Here is a 24,522-nt window from a genome sequence, read left to right as displayed (position 1 = left end):
AGAAATAAGTACCTTTGAAGTTAGGCCGAAAAGGGCAGGAGCAGAGCTATATAAAGGTAAAAGGATAAAAAACTCCTAATTAAGACCCGGAAAATATGATATGTAGGATGATTAATTTAATTTTGGCTGCTTTCTCTGATTTTAAATTCAGATCTAATGAATCAAATTTTATAAAAATATGCTATCCAGCTCCAGTAAATATGCCGTAAATGCCGTGCTCTACCTGGCTGTTCATTCTAATGAACAAAAAAAGATAAGAGCAAAGGAAATTGCAGAAGCAATAAAGCTGCCCTCGCCTTTTCTTTCTAAATTATTGCAGTCCCTGTCCCGGGAAAATATTATTTCTTCTTCAAAAGGGCCCACCGGCGGATTTTATCTTACCGCAAAAGCTTTGAAAACTCCTTTGATCGAGGTGGTTAATATTATTGACGGTACTAACCGGCTTGACGATTGTGTGCTGGGGCTTAAGAAGTGCAGCTCAGAGCAACCCTGCCCGGTACATTTTTCTGTACAGCCGCTAAAGCAGAAGTTCAGGAAAGAATTAGAAGAAGATATCAGCGTATTTGCTGCAAAAGTAAAAAGCGGTGAGGCCCACTTATTTGTGTAAACCTCACCGCTCAAAAATGTCATTTTTAAAAGGTATTTATACGAAAGAAATGGTTTGCTTGGCAATTTCCAGTTCTTCGTTTGTAGGAATCACCAGGATCTTAACTTTAGAATCTTCTTTCCCGATATTCCTGATCTCTTTTGAACGAACACTATTCTTCTCCTCATCGAGTGCGAGGCCCAGATAATCCATATCGGTACATACAAGTTTCCTTATAACGTCTGAATTTTCTCCAATACCGGCAGTGAAAACCACTGCATCCAGCCCATTCATGGCGGCTGCATAGGCACCAATGTATTTTTTGATGCGGTAAGCATTCATGTCAAGAGCTAACTGGCACTCCTTATTTCCTTTTTCGGCCTGGTCTTCAATATCCCTGAGATCACTGTAGCCGGTAAGTCCCAGCATTCCGCTTTTGTGATGAAGCAGATCACTGACTTCTTTCGCTGTGTAACCCAATTGTTCAATGAGGTAGAAAATTACTGACTGGTCAATATCCCCACTGCGCGTACCCATGATAAGACCGTTCACAGGACCAAAGCCCAGGGTATGATCTATACTTTTTCCATCTTTTACCGCTGTCATGCTGCATCCATTCCCCAAGTGCACGGTAATGATTTTTGAATGATCCTTTTTAAGGTATTCATTGGCTTTTTCTGAAACGTACTTATGGCTGGTACCATGAAATCCATACATCTGGATCTTTTTCTTCTCAAAAAGCTCGTTTGGAATGGCATATTTACTGGCGCAGGTTGGGATGGTCTGGTGAAATGCTGTATCAAATACCGCCACCTGGGTAGCATCGGGAAAGATCTCTTCTGCCACCTGTATACCTTTCAGGTTTGGAGGATTGTGAAGTGGTGCCAGTGAAAAAAGTTGTTCTATCTTCTGCTTTACCTTTTCGTCAATAATCACAGTATCCGAGAAACTTGCACCTCCATGAACCACACGGTGGCCAATAGCAGGAATATCGGCAGGATCATATATTACACCGTAGTCATTGTGCATAAGGTGTTTTGTAACCTCCTTTAATGCTACAGAATGATCTTTCATCTCCATCTCTTCGGAAGTGGAAAACGCTTCAGATTTGTAGTGTATTTTTCCTGAAGCCTGTCCAATTCTTTCAACCAATCCAGAAGCCAGCACCTTTTCTGAAGGCATTTCGATCAATTGAAACTTTAAAGAAGAACTTCCGGAGTTTATTATCAGTATATTTTTCATTTATCTAGTAATGAGTATTAAGTGTTGGGAATTGAGCCTGTTTTCTGTTACCTGTTGTGGTGGAATACTCAATCCTGAATTTGAAATTTTTATCTTTTAAACCTTAAACCTTAAACCTTAAACCTTAAACATTTAAAGCCCTTGTGCCTGAATTGCTGTTAAAATCACTGTGTTAAAGACATCATCTACAGTACAACCACGACTAAGGTCATTCACCGGCTGATTTAGTCCCTGGAGCATGGGGCCAATGGCCAATGCACCTGTTTCTCTCTGCACCGCTTTATAGGTGTTGTTCCCGGTGTTGAGATCGGGGAAGATAAGCACGCTTGCCTGTCCTGCCACTTCAGATCCCGGTAATTTGCTTCGGCCCACGTTAAGGTCAACTGCAGCATCATACTGTATGGGGCCTTCTATTTTAAGATCGGGGCGTTTTACCTTCACTATTTCAGTGGCTTCTCGAACCCTGTCAACATCTTCTCCTTTTCCTGAACTTCCGGAGGAGTAGGAGAGCATTGCGATCTTAGGCTCAATTCCGAAGGCTTTACTGCTTTCCGCAGAAGAAATACATATTTCAGCCAGTTCTTCGGCAGTAGGATTCGGGTTTATTGCGCAATCTCCAAACACCGAAACCCGGTCTTCTAGACACATAAAGAATACCGATGACACTACCGATACTCCCGGTTTTGTTTTGATGAATTGAAGTGCAGGCCTAATAGTGTGTTGGGTGGTATGAGCCGCTCCCGAAACCATTCCGTCGGCATGACCCTTGTAGATCATCATGGTACCAAAGTAGGATACATCGCTCATAAGGTCGCGGGCAATATCCATATTGATGTTTTTGTGCTTACGCAGCTCGTAAAAAGTCTTTACGTAATCGTCAAAATAGTCTGATGTAGTAGGGTTAATGATATTTAGCTTATCCAGGTCTACAGGAATAGCCAGGTTCATGATCATCTTTTTGATCTCTTCCTGATCTCCCAGGATGGTGAGATCTACAATATCCATAGCTATGAGTCGGGCGGCAGCAGTAAGTATGCGCTCGTCTGTCCCTTCGGGTAATACGATGTGCTTGCGTTGCTGCTGTGCCCGTTTTACAAGGCTGTACTGGAACATGCGGGGCGTAAGGCCCTTAGCCTGAATGTCCGAAAAACGTTCAATAAGAGGATCTATATTGATGTATTTTTCAAAAGTGCTGATAGAAGTCTCTATCTTCTGCGTACTATCGGCATAGATGTTTGAATTTATGGCACCTACGCGGTTGGTCACGCTAAAGGTTCCTTCTTCTACAGAAATAATAGGCACTACCTGAGAAAGGCCTTCAATTAATTTTATAATAGAATCTTCAGGAATTAATCCGCCTGTGAGGATGATCCCCGAAATTCGCGGGTAATTACTTGAAATATGTGCTTGCAGGGCTCCAAGAATAATATCGGCACGGTCACCCGGGGTGATCACCAGGCTTTCGTTTTTGAGATGTTTCAGGTAATTGCGCAACTGCATGGCACCCACATTAAAACTTCCCGACTGGTTGTCGAGAAACTCTTCCCCAAAAAGCACCTTTCCATCAAGGGTTTCCACGATCTCCTTTAGGGTTGGATTTGCAAGCATATCTATAAGAGGCAGGGCGAATACAGCGACATCATCTGGTAAAAATTCCCTCATGCCGTTGGTGGCAATAGTAAGGTTCTCAAGTTCAATCTTGTTACTTACCATGGCGATCACCTGCACATCTTTTTTTATGAACGTTTGGTAGGCCATTTGCAGGCTGCCCATAAGGCTTTCTTTGGTCTTGCCACGACCACTGGCGATTATAATCACCGGAAGGCCAAGATTTTTGGCGATATTTACGTTCTCATCAAATTCAAAAACACTGCCTTCTCCCGAAAAATCACTGCCTTCTACCAGCACAAAATCAAAGGTTTCTTCAAGTTTTTTGTACTTCCTTATAATGGTATCAATGATCTCACCCGACTTCCCATCGTTGCGCTTTTGAATGACCTCATTCCTGGTGTAGGCATAAGAATCTTCGTAAGACATGGGAAGGTCAAAATATTTAAGGACGGTATCGATGTGGTTATCGAGTTTTCCCGGCTTCTCTTCATTGATTATTGGCCTAAAATAGGCCACTTTGACCGTTTTCCCCAACAGGGCCCGCATAAGGCCCAGGGAGATCAAAGATTTTCCACTGTTTGGCTCTAAAGTCGCTATATAAAGTCCTTTGTTCATAGTTTTCAAATTCTGGTGCAAAAGTAAGGTATATAAAAAAGTTTGTTTGGCGCATTGGGTTAAAAAGTCGTGAAAATCTGATGAAAATCAGTTGAAGCCGATAATTTGATCCCCTTTTTCTGCTACGGAAAAATGTCTGCTGAAAATGCTATTTTTAAGGAGTAAGCTTTTCAGCAGAAGTATTTTTTTATGATTTTGAAATTTATTCTTCTTCAGAATTGTATTTTTCACTGAGAATTCACAGGACACTGCTGGGAACGTACGCATACGCTGGTGTTGTGAATTGCTTTCAGAATTGTATTTTTAGCTTAGGATTCACAGGTTATCCTATTTTCTTAAGCATCTTAAAACAGTTGTGAATTGCTTTCAGAATTGTATTTTTAGCTTAGGATTCACAGGTCCTTTTTATCATTCAAGTATGTTACCTGTGTTGTGAATTGCTTTCAGAATTGTATTTTTAGCTTAGGATTCACAGGAGGATTCTCCTGTGATATGATACTCCTGTAGTTGTGAATTGCTTTCAGAATTGTATTTTTAGCTTAGGATTCACAGGCTTTATGACCTCATTAACTTTTCTTTGCGAGTTGTGAATTGCTTTCAGAATTGTATTTTTAGCTTAGGATTCACAGGCTTCGGAATAATTCCCGTGATGATATTTTAGTTGTGAATTGCTTTCAGAATTGTATTTTTAGCTTAGGATTCACAGGTTATTGCCCAACGTGAAGAGGACAGCAAATGTTGTGAATTGCTTTCAGAATTGTATTTTTAGCTTAGGATTCACAGGTAGCAGTATTAAGATCTGGCTCCCCTTCCTGTTGTGAATTGCTTTCAGAATTGTATTTTTAGCTTAGGATTCACAGGTTTCCTGCATCTTATCATGATCTATTGAAAGTTGTGAATTGCTTTCAGAATTGTATTTTTAGCTTAGGATTCACAGGTATTGCCTCACATTTGCCAGTTCCAGCTCAGTTGTGAATTGCTTTCAGAATTGTATTTTTAGCTTAGGATTCACAGGCCTTTGAACAACTTAATGAATGTATCTCGGTTGTGAATTGCTTTCAGAATTGTATTTTTAGCTTAGGATTCACAGGGGCAGATAATTTTTTCAATATAGAGGGCTTGTTGTGAATTGCTTTCAGAATTGTATTTTTAGCTTAGGATTCACAGGACTCCTCCTCCATAAATATAAAATTGCCTGGTTGTGAATTGCTTTCAGAATTGTATTTTTAGCTTAGGATTCACAGGGAAATTCTGGCTTATCATGATGCCCTCCCCTGTTGTGAATTGCTTTCAGAATTGTATTTTTAGCTTAGGATTCACAGGTTGCTCTCATATCTATTTATATTTAGTTGCGTTGTGAATTGCTTTCAGAATTGTATTTTTAGCTTAGGATTCACAGGCTGCAACGTTAAGACCTAGCGCCTCGAGATGTTGTGAATTGCTTTCAGAATTGTATTTTTAGCTTAGGATTCACAGGATGGGATTTAAGCACTTCACAAATAGGAACGTTGTGAATTGCTTTCAGAATTGTATTTTTAGCTTAGGATTCACAGGATACGAGCAGAAAAAGACGGATGACCTGTAGTTGTGAATTGCTTTCAGAATTGTATTTTTAGCTTAGGATTCACAGGTATTACCATAAGGATGTATTCCCCAACCGTGTTGTGAATTGCTTTCAGAATTGTATTTTTAGCTTAGGATTCACAGGCCATTTGCCAGGTGGAACCACAACGGCGTCGTTGTGAATTGCTTTCAGAATTGTATTTTTAGCTTAGGATTCACAGGAAGGATTCTTTTTTCACGAATAAAAAATTAGTTGTGAATTGCTTTCAGAATTGTATTTTTAGCTTAGGATTCACAGGCTGAGGCTGAATAACTCTATTAGAGCTTTCGTTGTGAATTGCTTTCAGAATTGTATTTTTAGCTTAGGATTCACAGGATACCCGCTATAAAAAGCTGGTATTCTGCATCTTAAGTCTTTTATTAGGATTAAAAAATGACGGATAAAATTGAGGGTATGACTCCGATCGACCTGATATTTTTATTTGTAAAAGATGTTAGAATAGTTCCAATTGCTGGACAGGTTGTTCTGTTTCAGTCTCTTTTTGGCCATGGAAAAGTTCAATCATCCCAAATTGTTTGTCGGTTACCTGCATAATTCCAACCTTTCCTTTTTTTGGTAAATTGCTCTTGGTACGTTTGATATGCACTTCCGCATTCTCACGACTTGGGCAAAAGCGTGTATATATAGAAAATTGAAACATTCCAAAACCGTCATCCAGAAGGTTTTTTCGGAAACGTGTTGCGGCTTTTCTTTCGGTCCGGGTTTCCGTTGGCAGGTCAAAAAATACAAGTACCCACATACTTCTATATTGGTTTAAACGTGAATAGCGGTCTTCCATATTCCGAATAAATAAAAATTACTCGGTCATTTCTAATCCAGCCCGACAATTCTTAGATCGAGCGGAGCCGAGATCTTATTCATATGAAGGATATAATATTTTCCGGCTCAGGCCTGCAAAACATTCCTGCAGCGAATTGGTTGTTCGGCTCATAGCTACCATCAGCGGACTCACCTTATCATCAATTACTACATCTATAGCCGGTATTTTTAAAAGTTCAGCCTTCAAACAAGTATTCAGCTCCTCTAATTTCTCCCCGCTTTCCACAATGTCGTACACCAGTTCATCTACATATATGCGATATGGTTCCATAATATCATCGGCCAGGCAGAATGCATTGTATTTATTTCGGTGAAAAATCCCCACGCCCGGGAGCATCCCACTGCCAATTAAAGATCTGGCTGTTACGGCACGCAGAATAGCGTAGCCATAATTAAGCAGGTTGTTGGGAGGAATGCCTTTTTGGTATCGGCTAAATCCTTTAACATCAAAAATGTTCTGCCAGTAAAAAGCCGCGGCAATGGCTTCATGATTTTCGGTATCGCCGCTTTTAACTTCTGTTGCCCAACGTGCCAGTTTTTTATGCTCTTTTCCTCTCCTGAAAAGATGCATAGCCTGATTGCTAATTTTTGCACTTACTGTTTGCTGCCAGAGGTTTTTCTTTAGCGGTAAACTGGCGTTTAACTGGTTTCTGAACCGCTCCGTTTGTTCTGTATGCCCCACCAGGGGCTGTAAAATAGAGCAGGGGAGATGTTGCTTGTCACAGTTCACCACTGCGGCTTTATTCTGGATCAGCTTTGTTATTAAACCGTTGGTCAAAGTGATCTGTGGGTTTTCCAGGACTAACATTCCTATGTCCTCGATTGGCACCCGTTTTTCTTTCTTATCATCCTCGGGAAAAGAAACCACCAGTTGCTCATTTTTGGTGCTGAGGTATGCGGGATTTGAGAAAAATATAGTGCGTTTAATCATGGCTTTTAATTAATATTCTCCAACCTGTACAATATCACCAAGATGATTAATTCTAACTTTTACAATACCTTGTAAATGTTTTTCACTTTGATGGAATTGATAGGTTATTCCGGCTAATTCCTTTTTATTTTTAAAAGTTTCTGCTCCAACAGCTTCGGTTTCTAAATGATGGGTAAAAACATAATTTTTTGTGGAAATTTTTTGCACTCTAAATAAACGTTTGCTGATAGAAGTTGAGTTTGCAGGATCTAATAAATCAACTTCCAATGGATTAAATTCTTCAGAGGGAAAAATAAACATCTCATTCTGTTTCATAGTAAAAAGAAATTCCCATCCTTTCTCGTGATTCCTGTTTATTATAGGTTGTCCTAAATTTTTACGAATAACTGCTTCATAAAAAGAAACTACTTCCTCTTGTAAATTACCCTTTTCATCTTTATAAATTGCTACGTGATGATTGTTTCCTGTGCTCACATAATCTACTGGAATGACTTCTCCTTTTTCGTCTTTAATCTCCTTTCCTAAATGATCTTTTGCATTATGTAAAGGTTCGGCATTACTAACTCCAGTAATTGTTACCCGCTTTAAAGGAATTTTTTTCTTTTCGTTTAGCCAAATCGGATTATCATCTAAATTGGAAAAAGCTTCTTTGGGTTTTCTTCCAAAGTCTTCCAGACGCTTCTGAAGGATTTTTCTAATTCCAACATCTACTACTTTATTTATTTTTAAATCTGGAGTAATATTTTTTCTAATTGTAAATCGGTTAGACAAACTCACTGTATTTACCTTCTCGGGCAAAGTAGCTCCTTTATCATTTAATTTTACCGGATTCTTCGCCAGGCTATTCTTCCCTGTAAATGCCTTTTTTGGATCCTTATCAAATTCTTCTAACCTTTTTAACAGGGCCTCCCGATGCTTCTTTTTGGCAACGGTATTTATTTTCTCCGTGTCAAATGTTCCTCCAATCTTTTCAAGTTTGGTGGTGTATTCTTTGGAACTTCCGTAGATAGTTTCTTTATGCAATTGCCCCCTTGGTGTAAGTTCGGTTTTGATTTTAAAATTACCCTTACCCTTTTCTTTTATCTTATTCTTGTTCTTGGTGACGACTTTATTCTTTGCTTTATGAGAAATTAATATTGATTCCAGATGCTTTTTTGCCTCCTGCCGAATATTATTAAATGGTTTTACGAATTTTCGGCCGCCTTCCTTATCTCGATATGTATATTTTTCCTTAACCCCATAAAAATCACCCCCTTTATCGCTATTCCCGCTCATATTATTGAGATATTGAATATAGGCTGGTTTTGTAAAAGCCACAGTTATGGCATCCATAGCATGATGTCGGTGATCGTTCCTTTTGGTCCAATCTGTTATTCGGTTTAATTCTTTGCCATGTCTGTTTTCCACGGTATAAGTAAGTCCCTGAGCTTTGTATTTTTCAAAATTCAACTCCTTAAGAACATCCACCAGTTCCCAGTCTTCCCTTAATTTGGAAGTTATAGTTCCTGAAGTTAAATTCACTTTCCTTGTAATATTTAAAAGAATTTGAGCAGATTGGCGGGCGATATATGCAGAATTACCTAAATCCCGGTTTAGGAAACCTTCGGGAATTTCAGCTTTTGTCATTAAAAGCTTTTTACGGTTCATATATTTAATATCTCCAGCGGAATAAACTTCCTCCACACGTCTTTTGAAATCTTCCAACCATCCTTTACGCTCACAATAATCCAATGCCGTTTCATTTCCTTTTTCAAGATTTACATCGCGCAATTCAAGGGTTTTGTTTGAATAGGAATCATCAAAAAGAAGGGATTGCGGTATAATATGCTCTACATCAAATTTATTGGTAAAAAGTTCTTCAGGTTTTATATAAGTTCCAGAATAAAGTGTTTTATAGCCGGTTGCTTTTAATTCTTTGTAAAGCCTGTATTTTATCAAATCCTTTCGACTAACATAGGTTAAACCAAACTCTTTTTTAAGAAGCTCTCTAATTTCCTGATAATCTTTTGTGACCTTAGCTATTTGATTGGTCATTTCACTACGCTGTTGAGCAGTTTTTTTTAGTTCCCTGGCCAATTCAATCCTTTTTTCATCCGGTCTTCCTAATTCGGGATCTTTAATAATGGCGTTAACCACATTGATCATCTGGTTAAGGATTTTCTCTACCACGGGATTTCTTAAACTATTCTTCTTGAGAATTTCAAGTTCTTCTTTCAGCTCCCTGTCCTCATTTTCTGCCTTGGTTACGGAATTGGAATGATTATATCCTGCCAATTCACAGGCTCCGATTTGATTGTTATCTTCTCCTGTTCCAGAAAATGGATGTCCTTCTTGCAAATAGGGAATGATTTTTCGCATTGCTCTAGCACTAAGACTGCCGTAGTCTTTAGGAAAGGATATTCCAGCTAACAAGCGCGCATGTTCTTCTTTAAAACCAAATTTATCCTGTAATTTTAGAAGTAAACTGGCCGTTCCAGTAGGAGAATTATCATCTTCATAAGAATAAAGCAAATGCCATAATTCATATGATGGTTGTTGGGCAAAATCATCACCTTTTAAGTCAATTTTAAAATCGAGAATATTAGGATTTATGCCGATGGTTTTAAAACATTCTTTTAATGCTAAAAGGTTATCCTCTGCAGGAAGTTTACCGAAAATTACTTTCTCGTAACCTTCACTCTCTAAAATCTTATTGTAAGCTTCCAGTAACTCTGCATTCGTTCTGTTTCCCTCCAAATGCTTATAATTGAGTTTCCATTCTTTAGGATTATCCTCCGAATCCTTGAAAAGCCATTCAAGAAATATCCTATCGGTAATTTGTTCGACCCAATTCAACTCTGTGAAAAGTTCTTGTTTAGTTTCCTCTTCTAGTACATAAACAGCTTTTTCATCATTACGTTTGCTTACTCGAATAGCATTAATATTCTGCCAGATTTTAAATTGCTGAAAGACGGGAGAGGATTTTGGAGCAACTCTTGGTCCTATTAATTTTTTCTTTTTTTCACCGTCAATAGTTACTATTCGCTCAATTCCTTCAAATTCACAGATATTAATAAGCCCTTTTTGTGACTTTAATCGCCGCTGGTAGAAAATTGTAATGTCCCTTAATTGTTCCCGAACTTCCGTTGTTAGCTCTTGATAATGTTTTGCCTGTTCTTTCCAGATAGCATCAAATTCATCAATATAATCCTGTCTGTAAAAAACCTGATTTCTTAAAGAAGCATGAGGATCTTCTTTCAGCTGGTTGTATAAATACTGTCCTACTGTAAGATTATTAAAAAATAATTCTTTGCTACGGTCACTAATAGCACCCAGGTAACCACTGGATTGATTTATTTGGTTATTTATCTCAGTAAGAACAAATGTAACTTCAGCAAGTTCCAGTTTTTCTATAATGGCTTTTTTCCGCCATTCGTACTGTTGGAGCTTTTTGTCTGAACCTTTATTTTCAGCACGTTCCAGCCCCATTGTCTTTTCGAAGTACTTAATCGTATCTCCTTTATTTTTTCCATAGAGATTTTCCTGATGCTCTGTAGTTAAACTCTCAGGATAAAACTGTTTTTGAAATTTCCATATCGTGTCAAACTCCGCTTGTAAATCAGATCGATAATAAGCTGGAAGGCTTTTTTTACCATCTTTTAAAAGTTGGAAAGATAATTGTCCCGGCGTGAGATTTTCATTATATAGCTTTTTTGCAATAGCCATTCCATCAATTAATTGTCCTTCCTCCTCATTGTTGGCTTTACGACTGCTTTTGTACCCTCTTTTTTTATTGATCATTAAAAGAACCCTCGCAAATTCTTCTTTTGAAATTTTCTCATCTGGTGCTTTAGCTCTGGCCGCATAGGTAGAAAAAGTTGAATTTTCATCCACCTCGGCCAGATTTGTAGTTTTAGATATAAAGCTAATTTCCTTGAGGACATCTACAACAGCATTTCTACGCATTTTATAACGGTGCAGGTTTCTGCGCATCCCTCTTTTCAGTGTCCTATCCGCATTAATAGTAATACTCTGTCCTTTTTCAAAACTGATCTGTTCATCGGTAGAGAGAGGAACAACCCTCACCCCGGTTTTAATTATAGATGAAGTTTCTTCTTCATTTTCTGCTTCATTCACTAAAGCCCAACCGATAGAGGTTGTTCCCAAATCCAACCCTAATATTTTTTTCATATAAATAATTGTGCTATATTCGTTTTACAATTTTGAAGCAATTCACAATAAGGATTATTCCGTTGTGAAAACATTTAAAGCGGCCTTAACGGGTCGCTTTTTCTTTTTTAGATTTTCGTAGTTGAAATACAAAAAAAATAACTGTCACTCAGGCGTGTAGGGAAGGAAATTGAATGACTTTACATATTTACTAAAATTTTCTTAATATTCCTATAATTATTTCTTCATGAGCTTATGAAAGACCTTTTTTCCTCTCATTCTCAAGATTATTCCCGATACCGGCCGGGATATCCTGCCGAACTTTTTCAGTTTCTTCGGAAGCTTTGCCACGAAAGGACTCGAGCCTGGGATTGTGGTACGGGCAACGGACAGGTGGCGGGAGAGCTGGCTACTTTTTTTGAGCAGGTTTATGCTACCGATATTAGTATCAATCAATTGTCTCAGGCGGTGCAAAAACCGAATATTCATTACACCAAACAGGCTGCAGAAAACACCATTTTTCCCGATGCGCACTTCGATCTGGTGACGGTGGGGCAGGCAGTGCATTGGTTCGATTTTAAAAAGTTCAATGCCGAAGTGAAACGGGTGCTAAAAAAGGATGCGGTAATTGCCATTTTTGGATACTCCCTCTTCAGGAGTAACGCCGAAACAGATGAGATCATCCGGCATTTTTATTTTGATATAATAGGATCTTTCTGGGCACCTGAACGTAGATTCCTGGAAGAAAAATACCGTACAATACCGTTTCCGTTTAAGGAAATTGAAGCGCCTAAGATTGAAATGAAGCAAAACTGGAGTTTTGAAAGGTTAATTGGCTATCTCAACACCTGGTCGGCCGTTAAGGCTTATCAAAAGGAGCATAAGAAGAATCCGGTAGAGCTGGTGAAGGAAGAGCTTCAGAAGAGTTTTGGGGAAGTGGGGGAAGTGAATTTTCCAATACTGCTTCGGGTGGGCCTAAATACCTGAAAAACTTCCGAAGAAATCTTTAAAACCAACTTAAAATAAGGTGTCAAAAATGCCATTTTTGAAAGGGATTTTGATGTTGAAATCTTCCGAAGATATCAGATGGATTTGAGCGGCTTAAAATTCCATTTCATATACCTATATTTGCACCCGCCAAAAAGAGCATCAAACAATATTATATGAAAGCCGGAATTGTAGGACTACCCAACGTTGGAAAATCAACTTTATTCAATTGCCTCTCAAATGCCAAAGCCCAGAGTGCCAATTTTCCTTTTTGTACCATTGAGCCAAATATTGGGGTGGTGAACGTGCCAGACAGGCGCCTGGAGAAACTTGAATCTCTGGTGAATCCGGAGCGGGTGCTTCCGGCAACGGTTGAAATCGTTGATATTGCTGGTCTTGTAAAAGGAGCGAGCAAAGGAGAAGGCTTAGGAAATCAATTTCTTGGCAATATCCGCGAGACCGATGCTATTCTTCACGTATTACGTTGTTTTGATAATGAAAATATTGTTCACGTTGATGGTAATATCAATCCTGTGAGAGATAAGGAAACCATTGATATGGAACTGCAGCTCAAGGATCTTGAAACAGCCGATAAAAAGCTGGAAAAGGTAAAACGTGCGGCTAAAACCGGAAATAAAGAAGCTCAGAAAGAAGAGGCTGCGCTTTTAAAAGTGAAACATGCTTTGGAAGCCGGGCAATCGGTTAGGGCTGTAGATCTTACAGAAGAAGAAAGAGCAGAATTTATAAGGCCTTTGCAGTTCATTACCGATAAACCCGTGATGTACGTTTGCAATGTGAATGAAACTGATGCGGTTTCAGGAAATGAATATGTAGATAAGGTAAAAGAGGCTGTGAAAGGTGAAGGTGCCGAAGTACTGGTGCTTGCCGTGGGTACAGAAGCAGATATTACCGAACTTGAAGATTACGAAGAACGCCAAATGTTCTTGCAGGACATTGGGCTTGATGAACCAGGATCGGCCAAGTTAATTCGAGGCGCGTATAAACTCCTGAATTTGCAAACCTATTTTACAGCGGGTGTTAAAGAGGTGAGAGCCTGGACTATACCTGTTGGATCTACCGCGCCACAGGCAGCCGGGGTGATTCACACCGACTTCGAAAAAGGCTTTATTCGGGCTGAAGTTATCGCTTATGATGACTATGTAAGTTTTGGCAGCGAAGCAAAAGTGAAAGAAGCCGGGAAAATGCGGGTAGAAGGGAAAGAATACATTGTAAAAGACGGGGACGTAATGCATTTTAGGTTCAACGTTTAGTTAGTCGATAGTCTATTGTCGGTAGACGGTAGACTATAGAAAATATTAGACCTCACAGGTTTTGGAAACCTGTGAGGTCTTTTTAGTAATGGAAGATTTTACAGGAAAAACACCTATCAAAAATGTCATTTTTGACAGGTGTTTTAGGAAGACCGTTAATCCTGAATCTGGAATTAATAAGTCTGAATTATTCACTTTGTAAAAGGATATTTCAGAAGGGTTCACACCCTGGAATTCTTTGGATTGCGAGCTGGAACTTTAAACTTAAAACCTTGAACCCACAGTTGTGAAACAATTGTTAATTATTTTGTTCCCCGAAGGTTTCAACTTTTTTGGGGAAAGCTTATATTAGCCACGAAACCGCAGGAAACAGCTATGATCGAAGAAACTAAATATACCGAAGATAATATACGTTCGCTCGACTGGAAAGAGCATATTCGTATGCGACCCGGGATGTATATTGGGAAACTCGGGGATGGTTCCAGCGCCGATGACGGTATCTATATTCTTTTAAAGGAAGTTATAGATAACTGTATCGATGAATTCGTGATGGGCGCAGGGAAAACCATAGAAATTTCTGTACAGAACCAAAGGGTGATTGTACGAGATTACGGGCGTGGAATTCCGTTAGGAAAAGTTGTGGATGTGGTTTCCAAAATGAACACGGGAGGAAAGTATGACACCCGTGCCTTTAAAAAATCGGTAGGACTTAACGGGGTAGGAACAAAGGCGGTTAATGCCCTTTCCAGCAATTTTAGGGTAGAGTCTACCCGGGATGGCCGCTCTAAATCGGCCGAATTTGAACAGGGAAACCTGATCAATGAAGAGGAGCTGGATGAAACTTCAAGGAGGAGAGGTACCAAAGTATCTTTTACCCCCGATGAGCTTATTTTTAAGCACTACAAATTCCGTTCTGAGTATATAGAAAAAATGCTGAAGAACTACGTTTACCTCAATCCGGGGTTGACGATAGTGTTCAATGGGGAAAAATTCTATTCAGAAAATGGCCTGGCCGATCTTTTGTCTGATAGCATTAATGAAGATGATCGGCTTTATCCCATCATTCACCTTAGAGGTAATGATATTGAAGTGGCGATCACCCACAGTAAAACCCAGTACAGCGAAGAGTACCATTCTTTTGTGAACGGGCAGCATACTTCCCAGGGAGGAACGCACCTTGCGGCTTTTAGAGAGGCTGTGGTAAAAACGCTTCGGGAATTCTACGGAAAGAATTTTGAGGCCAGTGATGTTAGGAAGTCCATAGTTTCAGCAATAAGTATAAAGGTTATGGAGCCGGTTTTTGAAAGCCAGACCAAAACCAAACTTGGTTCTACAGACATGGGCGGAGACCTTCCCACCGTTAGAACATACATCAATGACTTTTTAAAGACCCAGCTGGATAATTACCTGCACAAAAATCCTGAAACAGCCGATTTGCTGCAACGAAAAATCCTGCAGGCAGAACGTGAGCGAAAGGAACTTTCGGGTATTAGGAAACTGGCAAAAGACAGGGCAAAGAAAGCCAGCCTGCACAATAAAAAATTAAGAGATTGCCGGATTCACCTGGGAGACAGCAAAAAAGAAAGATATCTTGAAAGTACACTTTTCATTACCGAGGGAGATTCGGCGAGTGGATCGATCACCAAGTCAAGAGATGTGAATACTCAGGCTGTTTTCAGTTTAAAAGGTAAGCCGCTGAACAGTTACGGGCTTAGCAAAAAGATTGTATACGAGAACGAGGAATTTAACCTGCTGCAGGCGGCATTGAATATCGAAGAGTCTATGGAAGACCTTAGGTATAATAATATCGTGATTGCAACCGATGCCGATGTAGACGGAATGCACATCAGGTTACTGCTTATCACTTTCTTTTTACAATTCTTCCCGGAGGTGATCAAAGAGAACCATTTGTATATTCTGCAAACGCCACTCTTCAGGGTAAGGAATAAAAAAGAGACTATTTATTGTTATAGTGAACAGGAGAGAAAGGATGCTATTGCAAAACTTTCAGGAAAACCGGAAATAACACGATTTAAGGGACTTGGGGAAATTTCACCTGATGAGTTCAAGCATTTTATTGGAGATAATATTCGGCTTGATCCGGTGATGCTCGATAAGGATATGAGTATTGAAGAACTCCTGAGTTTTTACATGGGGAAAAATACGCCCGACAGGCAGGAGTTTATTATAGACAACCTTAAAGTGGAACTGGATCTTATTAACGAGTAGAATGAAGTTCAACAACAGGAAAGAAACCGGAATTATCCCTTCAATTTATATCATTGTAGTGGCGGTTTTTATCACAAATGCATTTGCATCTGTTGAACTTAAATATGATGATGTTCCTTTTAATTACAGTAGCTTAATTCCTAATGGTATCGCTATTGTAGTAGCGGTCTATATTTTCATTGTCGGAAAAAAATTCGAATTTGACAGTGATGGAGAAACCATCAACTTCAAAAGCAATGGTGCCCTCGTGTCACAATTCATGCATTACAGGGAACAACGAACCGAAGTGCCAAAGTCAAAACTGAAGAATTTTAAAATAGAGAATTATTTTTTCTACAAACGCCTGCACATTTACATTCATTCAAGGAATAGTAGAGGGTACAGGCACTATAAATACAATATCACCTTTTTATCAGGCAAGAAAGTAAAAGCTTTAGAAATGTCACTTGCCAAAATTCTGGAGAAAAACAAAGCGAGGGCTTAAATGGAGAACGAGAATCACAACGATCATCAGGACGAACAGTTCGAGCAAAACGAAGAGCTGAATAATACAGAGAACAACGAGGTGCTTACCAAGGTTACCGGAATGTACAAAGACTGGTTTCTGGATTATGCCTCTTATGTAATTCTTGAAAGAGCGGTTCCTGCTTTAGAAGACGGGTTTAAACCTGTGCAGCGTCGTATCATGCATTCTATGAAAGATCTTGATGACGGCCGTTATAACAAAGTTGCAAACATTGTGGGGCATACCATGCAGTACCACCCTCACGGGGATGCCAGTATAGGTGATGCCATGGTACAGGTAGGCCAAAAAGACCTCTTGATAGACACCCAGGGGAACTGGGGTAACATTCTTACTGGAGATGGAGCTGCAGCAGCAAGATATATTGAGGCAAGGCTTTCAAAATTTGCCCTTGATGTAGTCTATAATCCGAAAATCACCGAGTGGCAGCTCTCTTACGACGGAAGAAAAAAAGAGCCGGTAAATTTACCGGTGATGTTCCCGTTGTTGCTTGCTCAGGGTGCCGAAGGTATTGCCGTGGGTTTAAGTACAAAGATTCTGCCTCACAATTTCATTGAACTTATTGAGGCAAGTATAAAGCACCTGCAGGGAAAGAAATTCAAACTGTTTCCCGATTTCGCTACAGGAGGGATTGCCGATATCACCAATTATAATGATGGCATGAGAGGTGGCCGTGTGAGAGTGCGGGCAAAGATTTCTCAACTTGATAAGCACACCCTGGTGATAAAGGAGATTCCTTTTAGCACCAATACGTCTACTTTAATAGATTCGGTGCTTAAGGCAAATGATAAGGGAAAGATCAAGATTAAGAAAATTGAAGATAATACTTCGAGCGAAGTTGAGATCCTTATCCATTTACCGCCGGGAATGTCTCCCGATAAAACAATAGATGCCCTGTATGCTTTTACAAACTGTGAAGTTTCTATTTCACCTTTGAGCTGCATCATCATTGAAAATAAACCGGCCTTTTTAGGGGTATCAGAAATCCTTAGAAGATCTACAGATCATACACTTGCTTTACTGAAGCAAGACCTGGAGGTGAAACTGGAGGAATTCCAGGAGCAGTGGCATTTTGCTTCTTTGGAGCGGATCTTTATTGAAAAAAGGATTTACCGCGATATCGAGGAAGAAGAGACCTGGCAAGGCGTGATTGAGGCGATAGACCGCGGATTAAAACCCTACATCACACACCTGAAGCGTGCAGTGACCGAAGAAGATATTGTGCGACTTACCGAAATAAGGATCAAACGTATCTCTAAATTTGACCTTGATAAAGCACAACAAAAAATTGAAGCTCTGGAAGGCGAAATTGCGCAGATAAAGCATCACCTTGACCACCTGGTAGATTATGCCATAGCCTATTTTAACCGCTTAAAGAAAGAATATGGTGCCGGTAAAGAAAGAAAGACAGAATTGCGCCTTTTTGACGATATTGAAGCAACTAAAGTAGTTATACGAAATACAAAGCTATTCGTAAACCGAAAAGAAGGTTTTGTGGGTACAGCCCTCAAAAAAGATGAATATGTGACCGACTGTTCAGATATTGACGATGTGATCTGCTTCACGGCCGAAGGGAAAATGATCGTCACCAGGGTAGATGCCAAAACCTTTATAGGTAAAGACATTATTCACGTAGCAATCTTCAAGAAGAAAGACCGCAGAACGATCTACAATATTATTTATAAAGATGGCAAAGGTGGCGCTTCCTATATCAAAAGGTTTGCGGTAACCTCGGTAACCCGCGACAGGGAATATGATCTTACCCAGGGCAAGAAAGGTTCAGAAGTGCTTTATTTTTCTGCCAATCCAAATGGCGAGGCCGAAGTAGTGATGGTCTACCTAAGGCAGGTAGGAAGCATCAAAAAATTAAAATTCGAAGTAGATTTTGCCGACATGGCCATTAAGGGCAGGGCGGTAAAAGGAAATATAGTGACCAAGTACCCGGTCAAAAAAATTGATCTCAAGGAAGAAGGGGTTTCTACACTTAAACCAAGAAGAATTTGGTTTGATGACACAGTAAGAAGGCTCAATGTAGACGAGAGAGGAGATTTGCTAGGCGAGTTTAAAGGAGAGGACAGGCTATTAATCGTTACTCAAAATGGTATAGCCAAAACTATTAAACCCGAGCTCACTACGCGTTTTGATGAAGATATTATAGTACTTGAGAAGTGGTCTCCAAAAAAGCCAGTTTCAGCTATTTATTGGGAAGGTGAAAAGGAAAAGTTCTATGTGAAGCGCTTTATCATTGAAAATGAAGAAAAAGAAGAGAACTTCATAGGAGATCATCCCAAGTCTTATCTCGAGATCGTTTCTACCGATTATCTTCCGGTGGTAGAAGTAGTTTATACAAAAATCAGGGGGAAAGATCAGAAACCCAACGATCTTGTTGAACTTGAAGAATTCATTTCGATAAAAGGGATTAAAGCCCTTGGAAACCAGCTTACTTCAGAAAAAGTAAAACAGGTAAACCTTCTGGATCCAAAGCCATTTATTGAGCCTGAAGAAACCGCTCCCGAAGATATGGAAGTGCAAGGGGAAGAGCGTGTGGAAGGACAGGGTAAAGCACCTGATTTTTCTGAAACAAAACTTCACAAAGAGAATCCGGGAGGAGATGAAACTCAAATTAGACTTTTTGACGAATAATGGCTGTGGGGTTACTCAAAGAATTTAAGGAGTTTGCCGTAAAAGGCAACATGATAGATATGGCGGTGGGTATCATTATTGGTACTGCTTTTAACCGTGTTGTTGATGTACTGGTAAAGCAAATCATCATGCCTCCGCTTTCTTTGATAACCGGTAGGATCACTTATGCCGACAGGAAATATGTGCTTCGGGAAGCGATCCCCGGAACCGACGGAATAGATGCTGTAGAGGAAATAGCGGTGGGTTATGGATTAATGATTGAGGTATTTATCGATTTTCTGGTCATTGGCTTCACCGTCTTCCTGGTGGTAAAATTGATGAACAGATTTAGAAGAAAAGCCGAAGACCCTAAAGATAAGACTGTGGCCACGCCAAAAGATATTGAGCTGCTTACAAACCTCAATAAATTGATGCAGGAACAAAACGACCTGCTCAAAAAGAAGTAAAACCCCAGGTAATGCCTAAGGAGTAATGCCTAAGGAGTAATTTGGGTAGTTAATCAAGCCCTATAAAATATCTCACCCTAAAATTCTACAGACTAAAGTCTACCGTCTACAGACTTTCTTCACTCTACCTTTACAACGGTTCCACGCTGTTTCTGTGTTTCCCCCACCAATCCGTATTCAAAGGTGTAGGTGTTGCCTTTAGTGGTAAGGATCTTCATGTGAATAGGCTTTTCTTCGGCCCTGTTCTTAGGGTTTAAATTTGAAAGGATATATTCACAGTCGTTGATCCATCGTATAGAAGAAGTATCTACCTGGCCTCTAAAATAATCTATTTCGATACTATCAGTTCTCACGAAACGGGTTTTTACCAGTTCCCCTTCAAGATAAGATTCAAATTCAAAGGTTCCCGTCTTAAAATCTTTACAGTCACGTTCTGCCTGATAACAGGAGCTGAAGCAGCAAAGAAATAGAATGCCCAACAAGATTTTTTTCATGCTGCAAATTTAAAACCTTTTTTAATGCTTCTCAATTCTCAAAGGCATCAAAAGTGCCGTCTTCATAAAGAATGACCACTTTTTTTATCTTTTTTGAGAGGGAAGGAGCAGTAAATTCTTTTTCGGGTATGGGGGGAGTAGTAGAAAATAGATCCTGCACTTCGGATTCCTTCTGCTGAATTTCTTCTTTCTCCCGATTCCTGGCAGTAGAACTTTCCTTCGGAAAATTTCCTTTTCCATTCAGTAGCCAGTAAAGTTCAACTTCCGGAAAAGCATTTATGATCTTCATGACAAAATCCAGGCTCGGCTTATTTCTGCCAGATAGAAGATGTGAAATAGAGGAGCGGCCCACATCTATTTTATCGGCAAATGAAGCAGCCGAAAGGTCATAGTACTCCATAACCTTATTAAGTCGAATTGTAAATTCTTCAGTGTTCACCATTGTAAACAGGAGTCAAAAATCTTGTTGTTTACAAAAGTAATCATTTAAAATGGATTCTCCAATACCACACTTATATTGCAATAAATACATGTATAACAACTTCATATAACACTACATAACTAACTAAAATACTGCAATTTAAATACAGTAAAATAACAGTAGGGAAATATTCCTATCACCTGATTTACAGACGGGAACTCGATGTTTACATAAGTGTACAAGGGTACTCGTTTTTACTGTTTACGATTGTAAATTTTGGATTATTTACTTTTGTAAACATGATGACAGCGGAAGAATTTCTTAAGAATTATGACGAGTTTAAATCCGAAAAATTATACGGAAGATATATTACGTATACCCAACTGGAAGAAGGGCTGGAAGATCTGAAAGAACATTATCCCACATCTGAAGTAGGAAGATCATTTCTTAATATTCCTATTCTGGGGATAACTGTGGGTACAGGTAAAAAGAAGATTTTGGCATGGTCGCAAATGCACGGCAATGAAAGTACAACCACGAAAGGAGTTGTAGACTTGCTTCACTTCCTGAAAGTTTATGCAGAACTTGATGTGGTAAAGAATATACTTGCGGAATGTACCATTTTAATACTTCCCATGGTCAATCCAGATGGTGCAGCGAGATATACCCGTGTAAACGTTAATAAAGTAGATCTTAACCGCGATGCGAACGATGTCAACGAACCTGAAAGTAAGGTGCTCAGAAAAACTTTTGAGGACTTTAAGCCAGATTTCTGTTTTAATCTTCATGATCAAAGAACAATCTTTGGTGCGGGAGACTTCAATTTACCTGCTACGCTATCTTTTCTTGCTCCTTCAATGGATGAAGCAAGAACGGTTACTGAAGTGCGAATAAAAGCTATGAAGATCATTGCTGCAATGAATAACGAGCTACAAAAAGTAATTCCGGGGCAGGTAGGAAGGTTCGATGATAGCTTTAATCTTAATTGCACAGGAGATTATTTCCAGGCGCAGCACGTGCCTACGATCTTGTTTGAATGCGGACATTTTCAGGGGGATTATTTAAGAGAAAATACCAGGAAGTATTTTACCCTATCATTACTTACAGCTCTCAAAGCAGTTGCAACCGGAGATTTTATTCTGCAAAAAGAAGAAGACTACTTTGAAATTCCAGAGAACAAGAAAAGTTTTCTCGACATCATTCTAAGGAATGCACTAATAGAAGGGGAAAAAGTAGATGTAGGGATACAGTATTCAGAAAAAATAAAAGCCGGAGATGTACTTTTTGAACCCGTGGTACATATTATTGAAGATGATTTGAACTTTTTTGGCCACTTAGAAATTGATTGTAAGAGCCAGGAGGTAGAAAAATCCGATGAAACCCCGCTTATCGAAAACGATATAGTAGAGATAATTTTGTTAAATAAAGAGAAGTTATCAATAAATCCGCTGCATATTAAATGAATATTGACTATAATCTAATTATTTTGTATTAATTTTGTACTTCGTTTAAAAACAAGGAGAATCTTCAAAAGATTAGATATGGCAAAGTTTAGATTAGATGAAACCGATCACCAAATACTCAATATGTTGATCGACAATACGCGAACCCCTTTCACTGATATCGCAAAGAAACTTAATATTTCAGCGGGAACAGTGCACGTTAGGGTAAAGAAAATGGAAGAAGCAGGGATTATTCTCGGTTCGTCACTTACACTTAATTATGAGAAGCTGGGTTATGCTTTTATAGCCTATGTTGGAATTTTTCTACAAAACACTTCCCAAACCAAATTTGTATTAGAGCGTATTAATGAAATTCCATATGTAACTGTAGCTCACGTTACTACTGGCAAATTCAATGTATTCTGCAAAATTAGGGCAAGAGATACTCAGCATGCAAAAGAAATTATTTTCAAGCTGGATGATATTGAAGGTGTTTACCGTACAGAAACAATGATTTCACTTGAAGAGAGCATCAACGACAAGAAAAGGCTTATGCATTCTATTTTTGAGAACTTATAGAGTACTAAATTCTTATTAAAAACCCTTCAGGCTATTAGTTTGGAGGGTTTTTTTATTACTTTCATTTTAACTACATTCTGCTTATGGGCTTTATCAAACGGAAATTACGCTCCTTCTGGAGGCTTTTAAAGCAATCTTATTTTAGCTGGAACAGGAACGATCCCTGGGCCAGGAGTGCTACTATAGCGTATTATGCGCTCTTCTCCCTACCTTCCTTACTCATTATTGTTGTTACGGTTGCAGGATATTTCTTTGGAAAAGAAGCCGTACAGGGCAGGATCACCAGGGAGATAGGCGAATTTGTGGGAGTGGAAGCGGCCCAGGCCATTGAAGGGATGGTAGCGAACGCCGCACTTGATCAAACCTCTACATGGGCTGTAATCTTTGGATTTGCTTTCCTGATCTTTGGTGCCACCGGGGTATTTTTCCAGTTAAAAGCTGCAATGAATAATATCTGGAACATTGCAGTTAAAAAGAATACGGTGAAGAGGATTATCATTAACCGCATTATTTCCCTGGGGATGGTATTCGTCCTGGGGTTACTGCTGCTTGTTTCTCTGGTCATTTCGGCAGTACTGGCAGCTATAAAAGATTATGTTGCTTCTATAGCTCCTGTTATTACCACCTTTCTCCTGGAGGTGCTTAATTTTGCCCTTTCCTTCACCATAATTATGTCTCTCTTTGCTGCGATCTTTAAATGGCTGCCCGATGTTAAGCTAAGATGGAAGACCACTTATCTGGGAGCCATGCTCACAACCTGTCTTTTCCTTGTAGCCGAATACCTCATAGGGTTCTACTTTGGTCAAAGTAATCCGGGGTCTGTTTATGGTGGTGCCTCTTCGGTAGTGCTTATTCTCCTGTGGGTGTATTATACCTGCTTAATTGTATTCTTTGGAGCTGAATTTACGGTGCAGTATGCCCTGTATAAAAAAGAAAAAGTGGAGCCAAATGAATATGCCGAACCTGCCATTTATCAGGAACTTGAAAGGCTTGAAGAAAAACGCGGACAACTGGTAGACGAAAAAAGGATTCTCGATACACTGCAGTCACACGTTGATGAGGAGGAAGAGCGCCAAAAGCAACGCAGAATAAAAGAGGAGGCAAATAATAGCTCCTCTTAGTAAATTTCTCCGGGGCAAGCCCACGGAGCATTTTAGTGGAACACGTTTTCAAACTTTACAACATTTACTAACGAGGCAAGCCTCGGGGTATTTACCCTCCTATGAATAAAATTTAACCTTAGTCTTTTAGATTTTATAGGCTTCTTAATAGAGAAAGAGAGGCTTAGTGCCTATCTTCCCTTAAATCATTGTTGAACATAAAAATTAAATGAAATGAATAAGAAGATAGCAATTTTAGCGACTGATGGATTTGAAGAGGTAGAATTAACTTCTCCAAAAGAAGCTATGGAAGATGAAGGTTTTGAAGTTCACATAGTAAGTCCTAAAAAAGGCAAAATCAAGGCCTGGAATGAAACCGATTGGTCTAAAGAATACAACGTGGATAAAACTGTTAGTGAGGTGAGTGCGAGCGACTATAATGCACTTATGCTTCCGGGAGGGGTTATGAATCCAGATAATCTAAGAACAAATGAGGAGGCTCTTCAATTTGTTCGCGATTTCTTTAAGCAAAAGAAACCTGTAGCTGCAATATGCCACGCACCCTGGACACTAATTAGTGCAGGAGTGGTAGAAGGAAGATCCATGACCTCCTACAATTCAATGAAAGACGACGTAATTAACGCCGGTGCAAATTGGGTTGATGAGGAAGTTGTGGTAGACGAAGGTTTTGTAACCAGTAGAAATCCTGATGATCTACCAGCATTCAATTCAAAACTTATTGAAGAGATCAAAGAAGGAAAGCATGAAGACCAGCACGCCTAGTCTTCACAGGTAATAGATTAAATGAAA

The 24,522-nt window shown here is 39.4% G+C and carries 18 protein-coding genes and 1 CRISPR repeat array; of the genes, 11 read left to right on the top strand and 7 right to left on the bottom strand.

Features of this window, described 5'->3' with window-relative positions; genetic code table 11:
* The first annotated feature begins 178 nt into the window (after positions 1 to 178).
* Positions 179 to 607: an RrF2 family transcriptional regulator gene (locus ACQ93I_RS11270; RefSeq protein ID WP_431698622.1), complete on the top strand. Its 429-nt coding sequence runs from the start codon at positions 179 to 181 to the stop codon at positions 605 to 607.
* Positions 608 to 643: 36 nt separating this feature from the next.
* On the opposite strand, the gene ACQ93I_RS11265 is transcribed toward ACQ93I_RS11270, so the two are convergent.
* The 5 genes from ACQ93I_RS11265 to cas9 form a co-directional block, all read right to left on the bottom strand.
* Positions 644 to 1,828, bottom strand: a complete 1,185-nt coding sequence (locus ACQ93I_RS11265; protein ID WP_431698621.1) for an acetate/propionate family kinase — start codon at positions 1,826 to 1,828, stop codon at positions 644 to 646.
* Between the two features lie 132 nt (positions 1,829 to 1,960).
* Entirely contained in the window at positions 1,961 to 4,054 is a 2,094-nt protein-coding gene (pta, locus tag ACQ93I_RS11260) for a phosphate acetyltransferase (RefSeq protein WP_431698620.1), read from the bottom strand.
* Positions 4,055 to 4,329: 275 nt separating this feature from the next.
* A CRISPR array of direct repeats spans positions 4,330 to 5,993; the repeat unit is 47 nt; unit sequence GTTGTGAATTGCTTTCAGAATTGTATTTTTAGCTTAGGATTCACAGG.
* A gap of 118 nt (positions 5,994 to 6,111) precedes the next feature.
* Positions 6,112 to 6,456, bottom strand: a complete 345-nt coding sequence (gene cas2, locus ACQ93I_RS11255; protein ID WP_431698619.1) for a CRISPR-associated endonuclease Cas2 — start codon at positions 6,454 to 6,456, stop codon at positions 6,112 to 6,114.
* A gap of 75 nt (positions 6,457 to 6,531) precedes the next feature.
* On the bottom strand, positions 6,532 to 7,428 hold the full coding sequence (gene cas1, locus ACQ93I_RS11250; protein WP_431698618.1) for a type II CRISPR-associated endonuclease Cas1: 897 nt from the start codon (positions 7,426 to 7,428) through the stop codon (positions 6,532 to 6,534).
* Positions 7,429 to 7,437: 9 nt separating this feature from the next.
* Entirely contained in the window at positions 7,438 to 11,598 is a 4,161-nt protein-coding gene (gene cas9, locus ACQ93I_RS11245; protein WP_431698617.1) for a type II CRISPR RNA-guided endonuclease Cas9, read from the bottom strand.
* A gap of 234 nt (positions 11,599 to 11,832) precedes the next feature.
* Between cas9 and ACQ93I_RS11240 the strand changes: the two genes are divergently transcribed.
* The 6 genes from ACQ93I_RS11240 to mscL all read left to right on the top strand — a co-directional run bounded on the left by ACQ93I_RS11240 (position 11,833) and on the right by mscL (position 19,676).
* Complete coding sequence (locus tag ACQ93I_RS11240) at positions 11,833 to 12,564, top strand: class I SAM-dependent methyltransferase (protein WP_431698616.1); 732 nt, start codon at positions 11,833 to 11,835, stop codon at positions 12,562 to 12,564.
* Positions 12,565 to 12,740: 176 nt separating this feature from the next.
* The gene (gene ychF, locus ACQ93I_RS11235) at positions 12,741 to 13,835 is read left to right on the top strand and encodes a redox-regulated ATPase YchF (RefSeq protein WP_266068633.1); all 1,095 of its coding nucleotides are present in this window, start codon (positions 12,741 to 12,743) and stop codon (positions 13,833 to 13,835) included.
* 375 nt (positions 13,836 to 14,210) lie between these two features.
* A complete protein-coding gene (locus tag ACQ93I_RS11230; RefSeq protein WP_266068634.1) occupies positions 14,211 to 16,064 on the top strand; it encodes a DNA topoisomerase IV subunit B in 1,854 nt (617 codons plus the stop codon).
* Position 16,065: 1 nt separating this feature from the next.
* Entirely contained in the window at positions 16,066 to 16,548 is a 483-nt protein-coding gene (locus ACQ93I_RS11225) for a hypothetical protein (protein WP_431698615.1), read from the top strand.
* Positions 16,549 to 19,230, top strand: a complete 2,682-nt coding sequence (locus ACQ93I_RS11220; RefSeq protein WP_431698614.1) for a DNA gyrase/topoisomerase IV subunit A — start codon at positions 16,549 to 16,551, stop codon at positions 19,228 to 19,230. It begins immediately after the preceding gene.
* The gene (mscL, locus tag ACQ93I_RS11215; protein WP_431698613.1) at positions 19,230 to 19,676 is read left to right on the top strand and encodes a large conductance mechanosensitive channel protein MscL; all 447 of its coding nucleotides are present in this window, start codon (positions 19,230 to 19,232) and stop codon (positions 19,674 to 19,676) included. The genes ACQ93I_RS11220 and mscL overlap by 1 nt, the downstream gene beginning before the upstream one ends.
* Positions 19,677 to 19,795: 119 nt before the next feature.
* Here mscL and ACQ93I_RS11210 read toward each other — a convergent pair whose 3' ends face one another.
* Positions 19,796 to 20,170 (bottom strand): DNA topoisomerase IV, encoded by a 375-nt coding sequence (locus tag ACQ93I_RS11210; RefSeq protein ID WP_431698612.1) that lies wholly within the window; start codon positions 20,168 to 20,170, stop codon positions 19,796 to 19,798.
* A gap of 31 nt (positions 20,171 to 20,201) precedes the next feature.
* Positions 20,202 to 20,612, bottom strand: coding sequence for a helix-turn-helix domain-containing protein (locus ACQ93I_RS11205; protein ID WP_431698611.1), 411 nt, complete (start codon positions 20,610 to 20,612; stop codon positions 20,202 to 20,204).
* Between the two features lie 278 nt (positions 20,613 to 20,890).
* Between ACQ93I_RS11205 and ACQ93I_RS11200 the strand changes: the two genes are divergently transcribed.
* The 4 genes from ACQ93I_RS11200 to ACQ93I_RS11185 all read left to right on the top strand — a co-directional run bounded on the left by ACQ93I_RS11200 (position 20,891) and on the right by ACQ93I_RS11185 (position 24,495).
* Positions 20,891 to 22,054, top strand: a complete 1,164-nt coding sequence (locus tag ACQ93I_RS11200) for a M14 family zinc carboxypeptidase (RefSeq protein ID WP_431698610.1) — start codon at positions 20,891 to 20,893, stop codon at positions 22,052 to 22,054.
* A 78-nt stretch (positions 22,055 to 22,132) separates the two neighbouring features.
* Positions 22,133 to 22,612: an Lrp/AsnC family transcriptional regulator gene (locus tag ACQ93I_RS11195; protein ID WP_228914785.1), complete on the top strand. Its 480-nt coding sequence runs from the start codon at positions 22,133 to 22,135 to the stop codon at positions 22,610 to 22,612.
* A gap of 83 nt (positions 22,613 to 22,695) precedes the next feature.
* Positions 22,696 to 23,733: a YihY/virulence factor BrkB family protein gene (locus ACQ93I_RS11190; protein WP_431698609.1), complete on the top strand. Its 1,038-nt coding sequence runs from the start codon at positions 22,696 to 22,698 to the stop codon at positions 23,731 to 23,733.
* A 213-nt stretch (positions 23,734 to 23,946) separates the two neighbouring features.
* On the top strand, positions 23,947 to 24,495 hold the full coding sequence (locus ACQ93I_RS11185; protein ID WP_431698608.1) for a type 1 glutamine amidotransferase domain-containing protein: 549 nt from the start codon (positions 23,947 to 23,949) through the stop codon (positions 24,493 to 24,495).
* Positions 24,496 to 24,522: the final 27 nt, after the last annotated feature.

Source organism: Salinimicrobium sp. WS361 (assembly GCF_050750585.1).
In the GTDB taxonomy this organism is placed as follows: domain Bacteria; phylum Bacteroidota; class Bacteroidia; order Flavobacteriales; family Flavobacteriaceae; genus Salinimicrobium.
The sequence above is the reverse complement of the archived record's forward strand: the minus strand, read 5'-3'. Positions and strand labels throughout refer to the sequence as shown.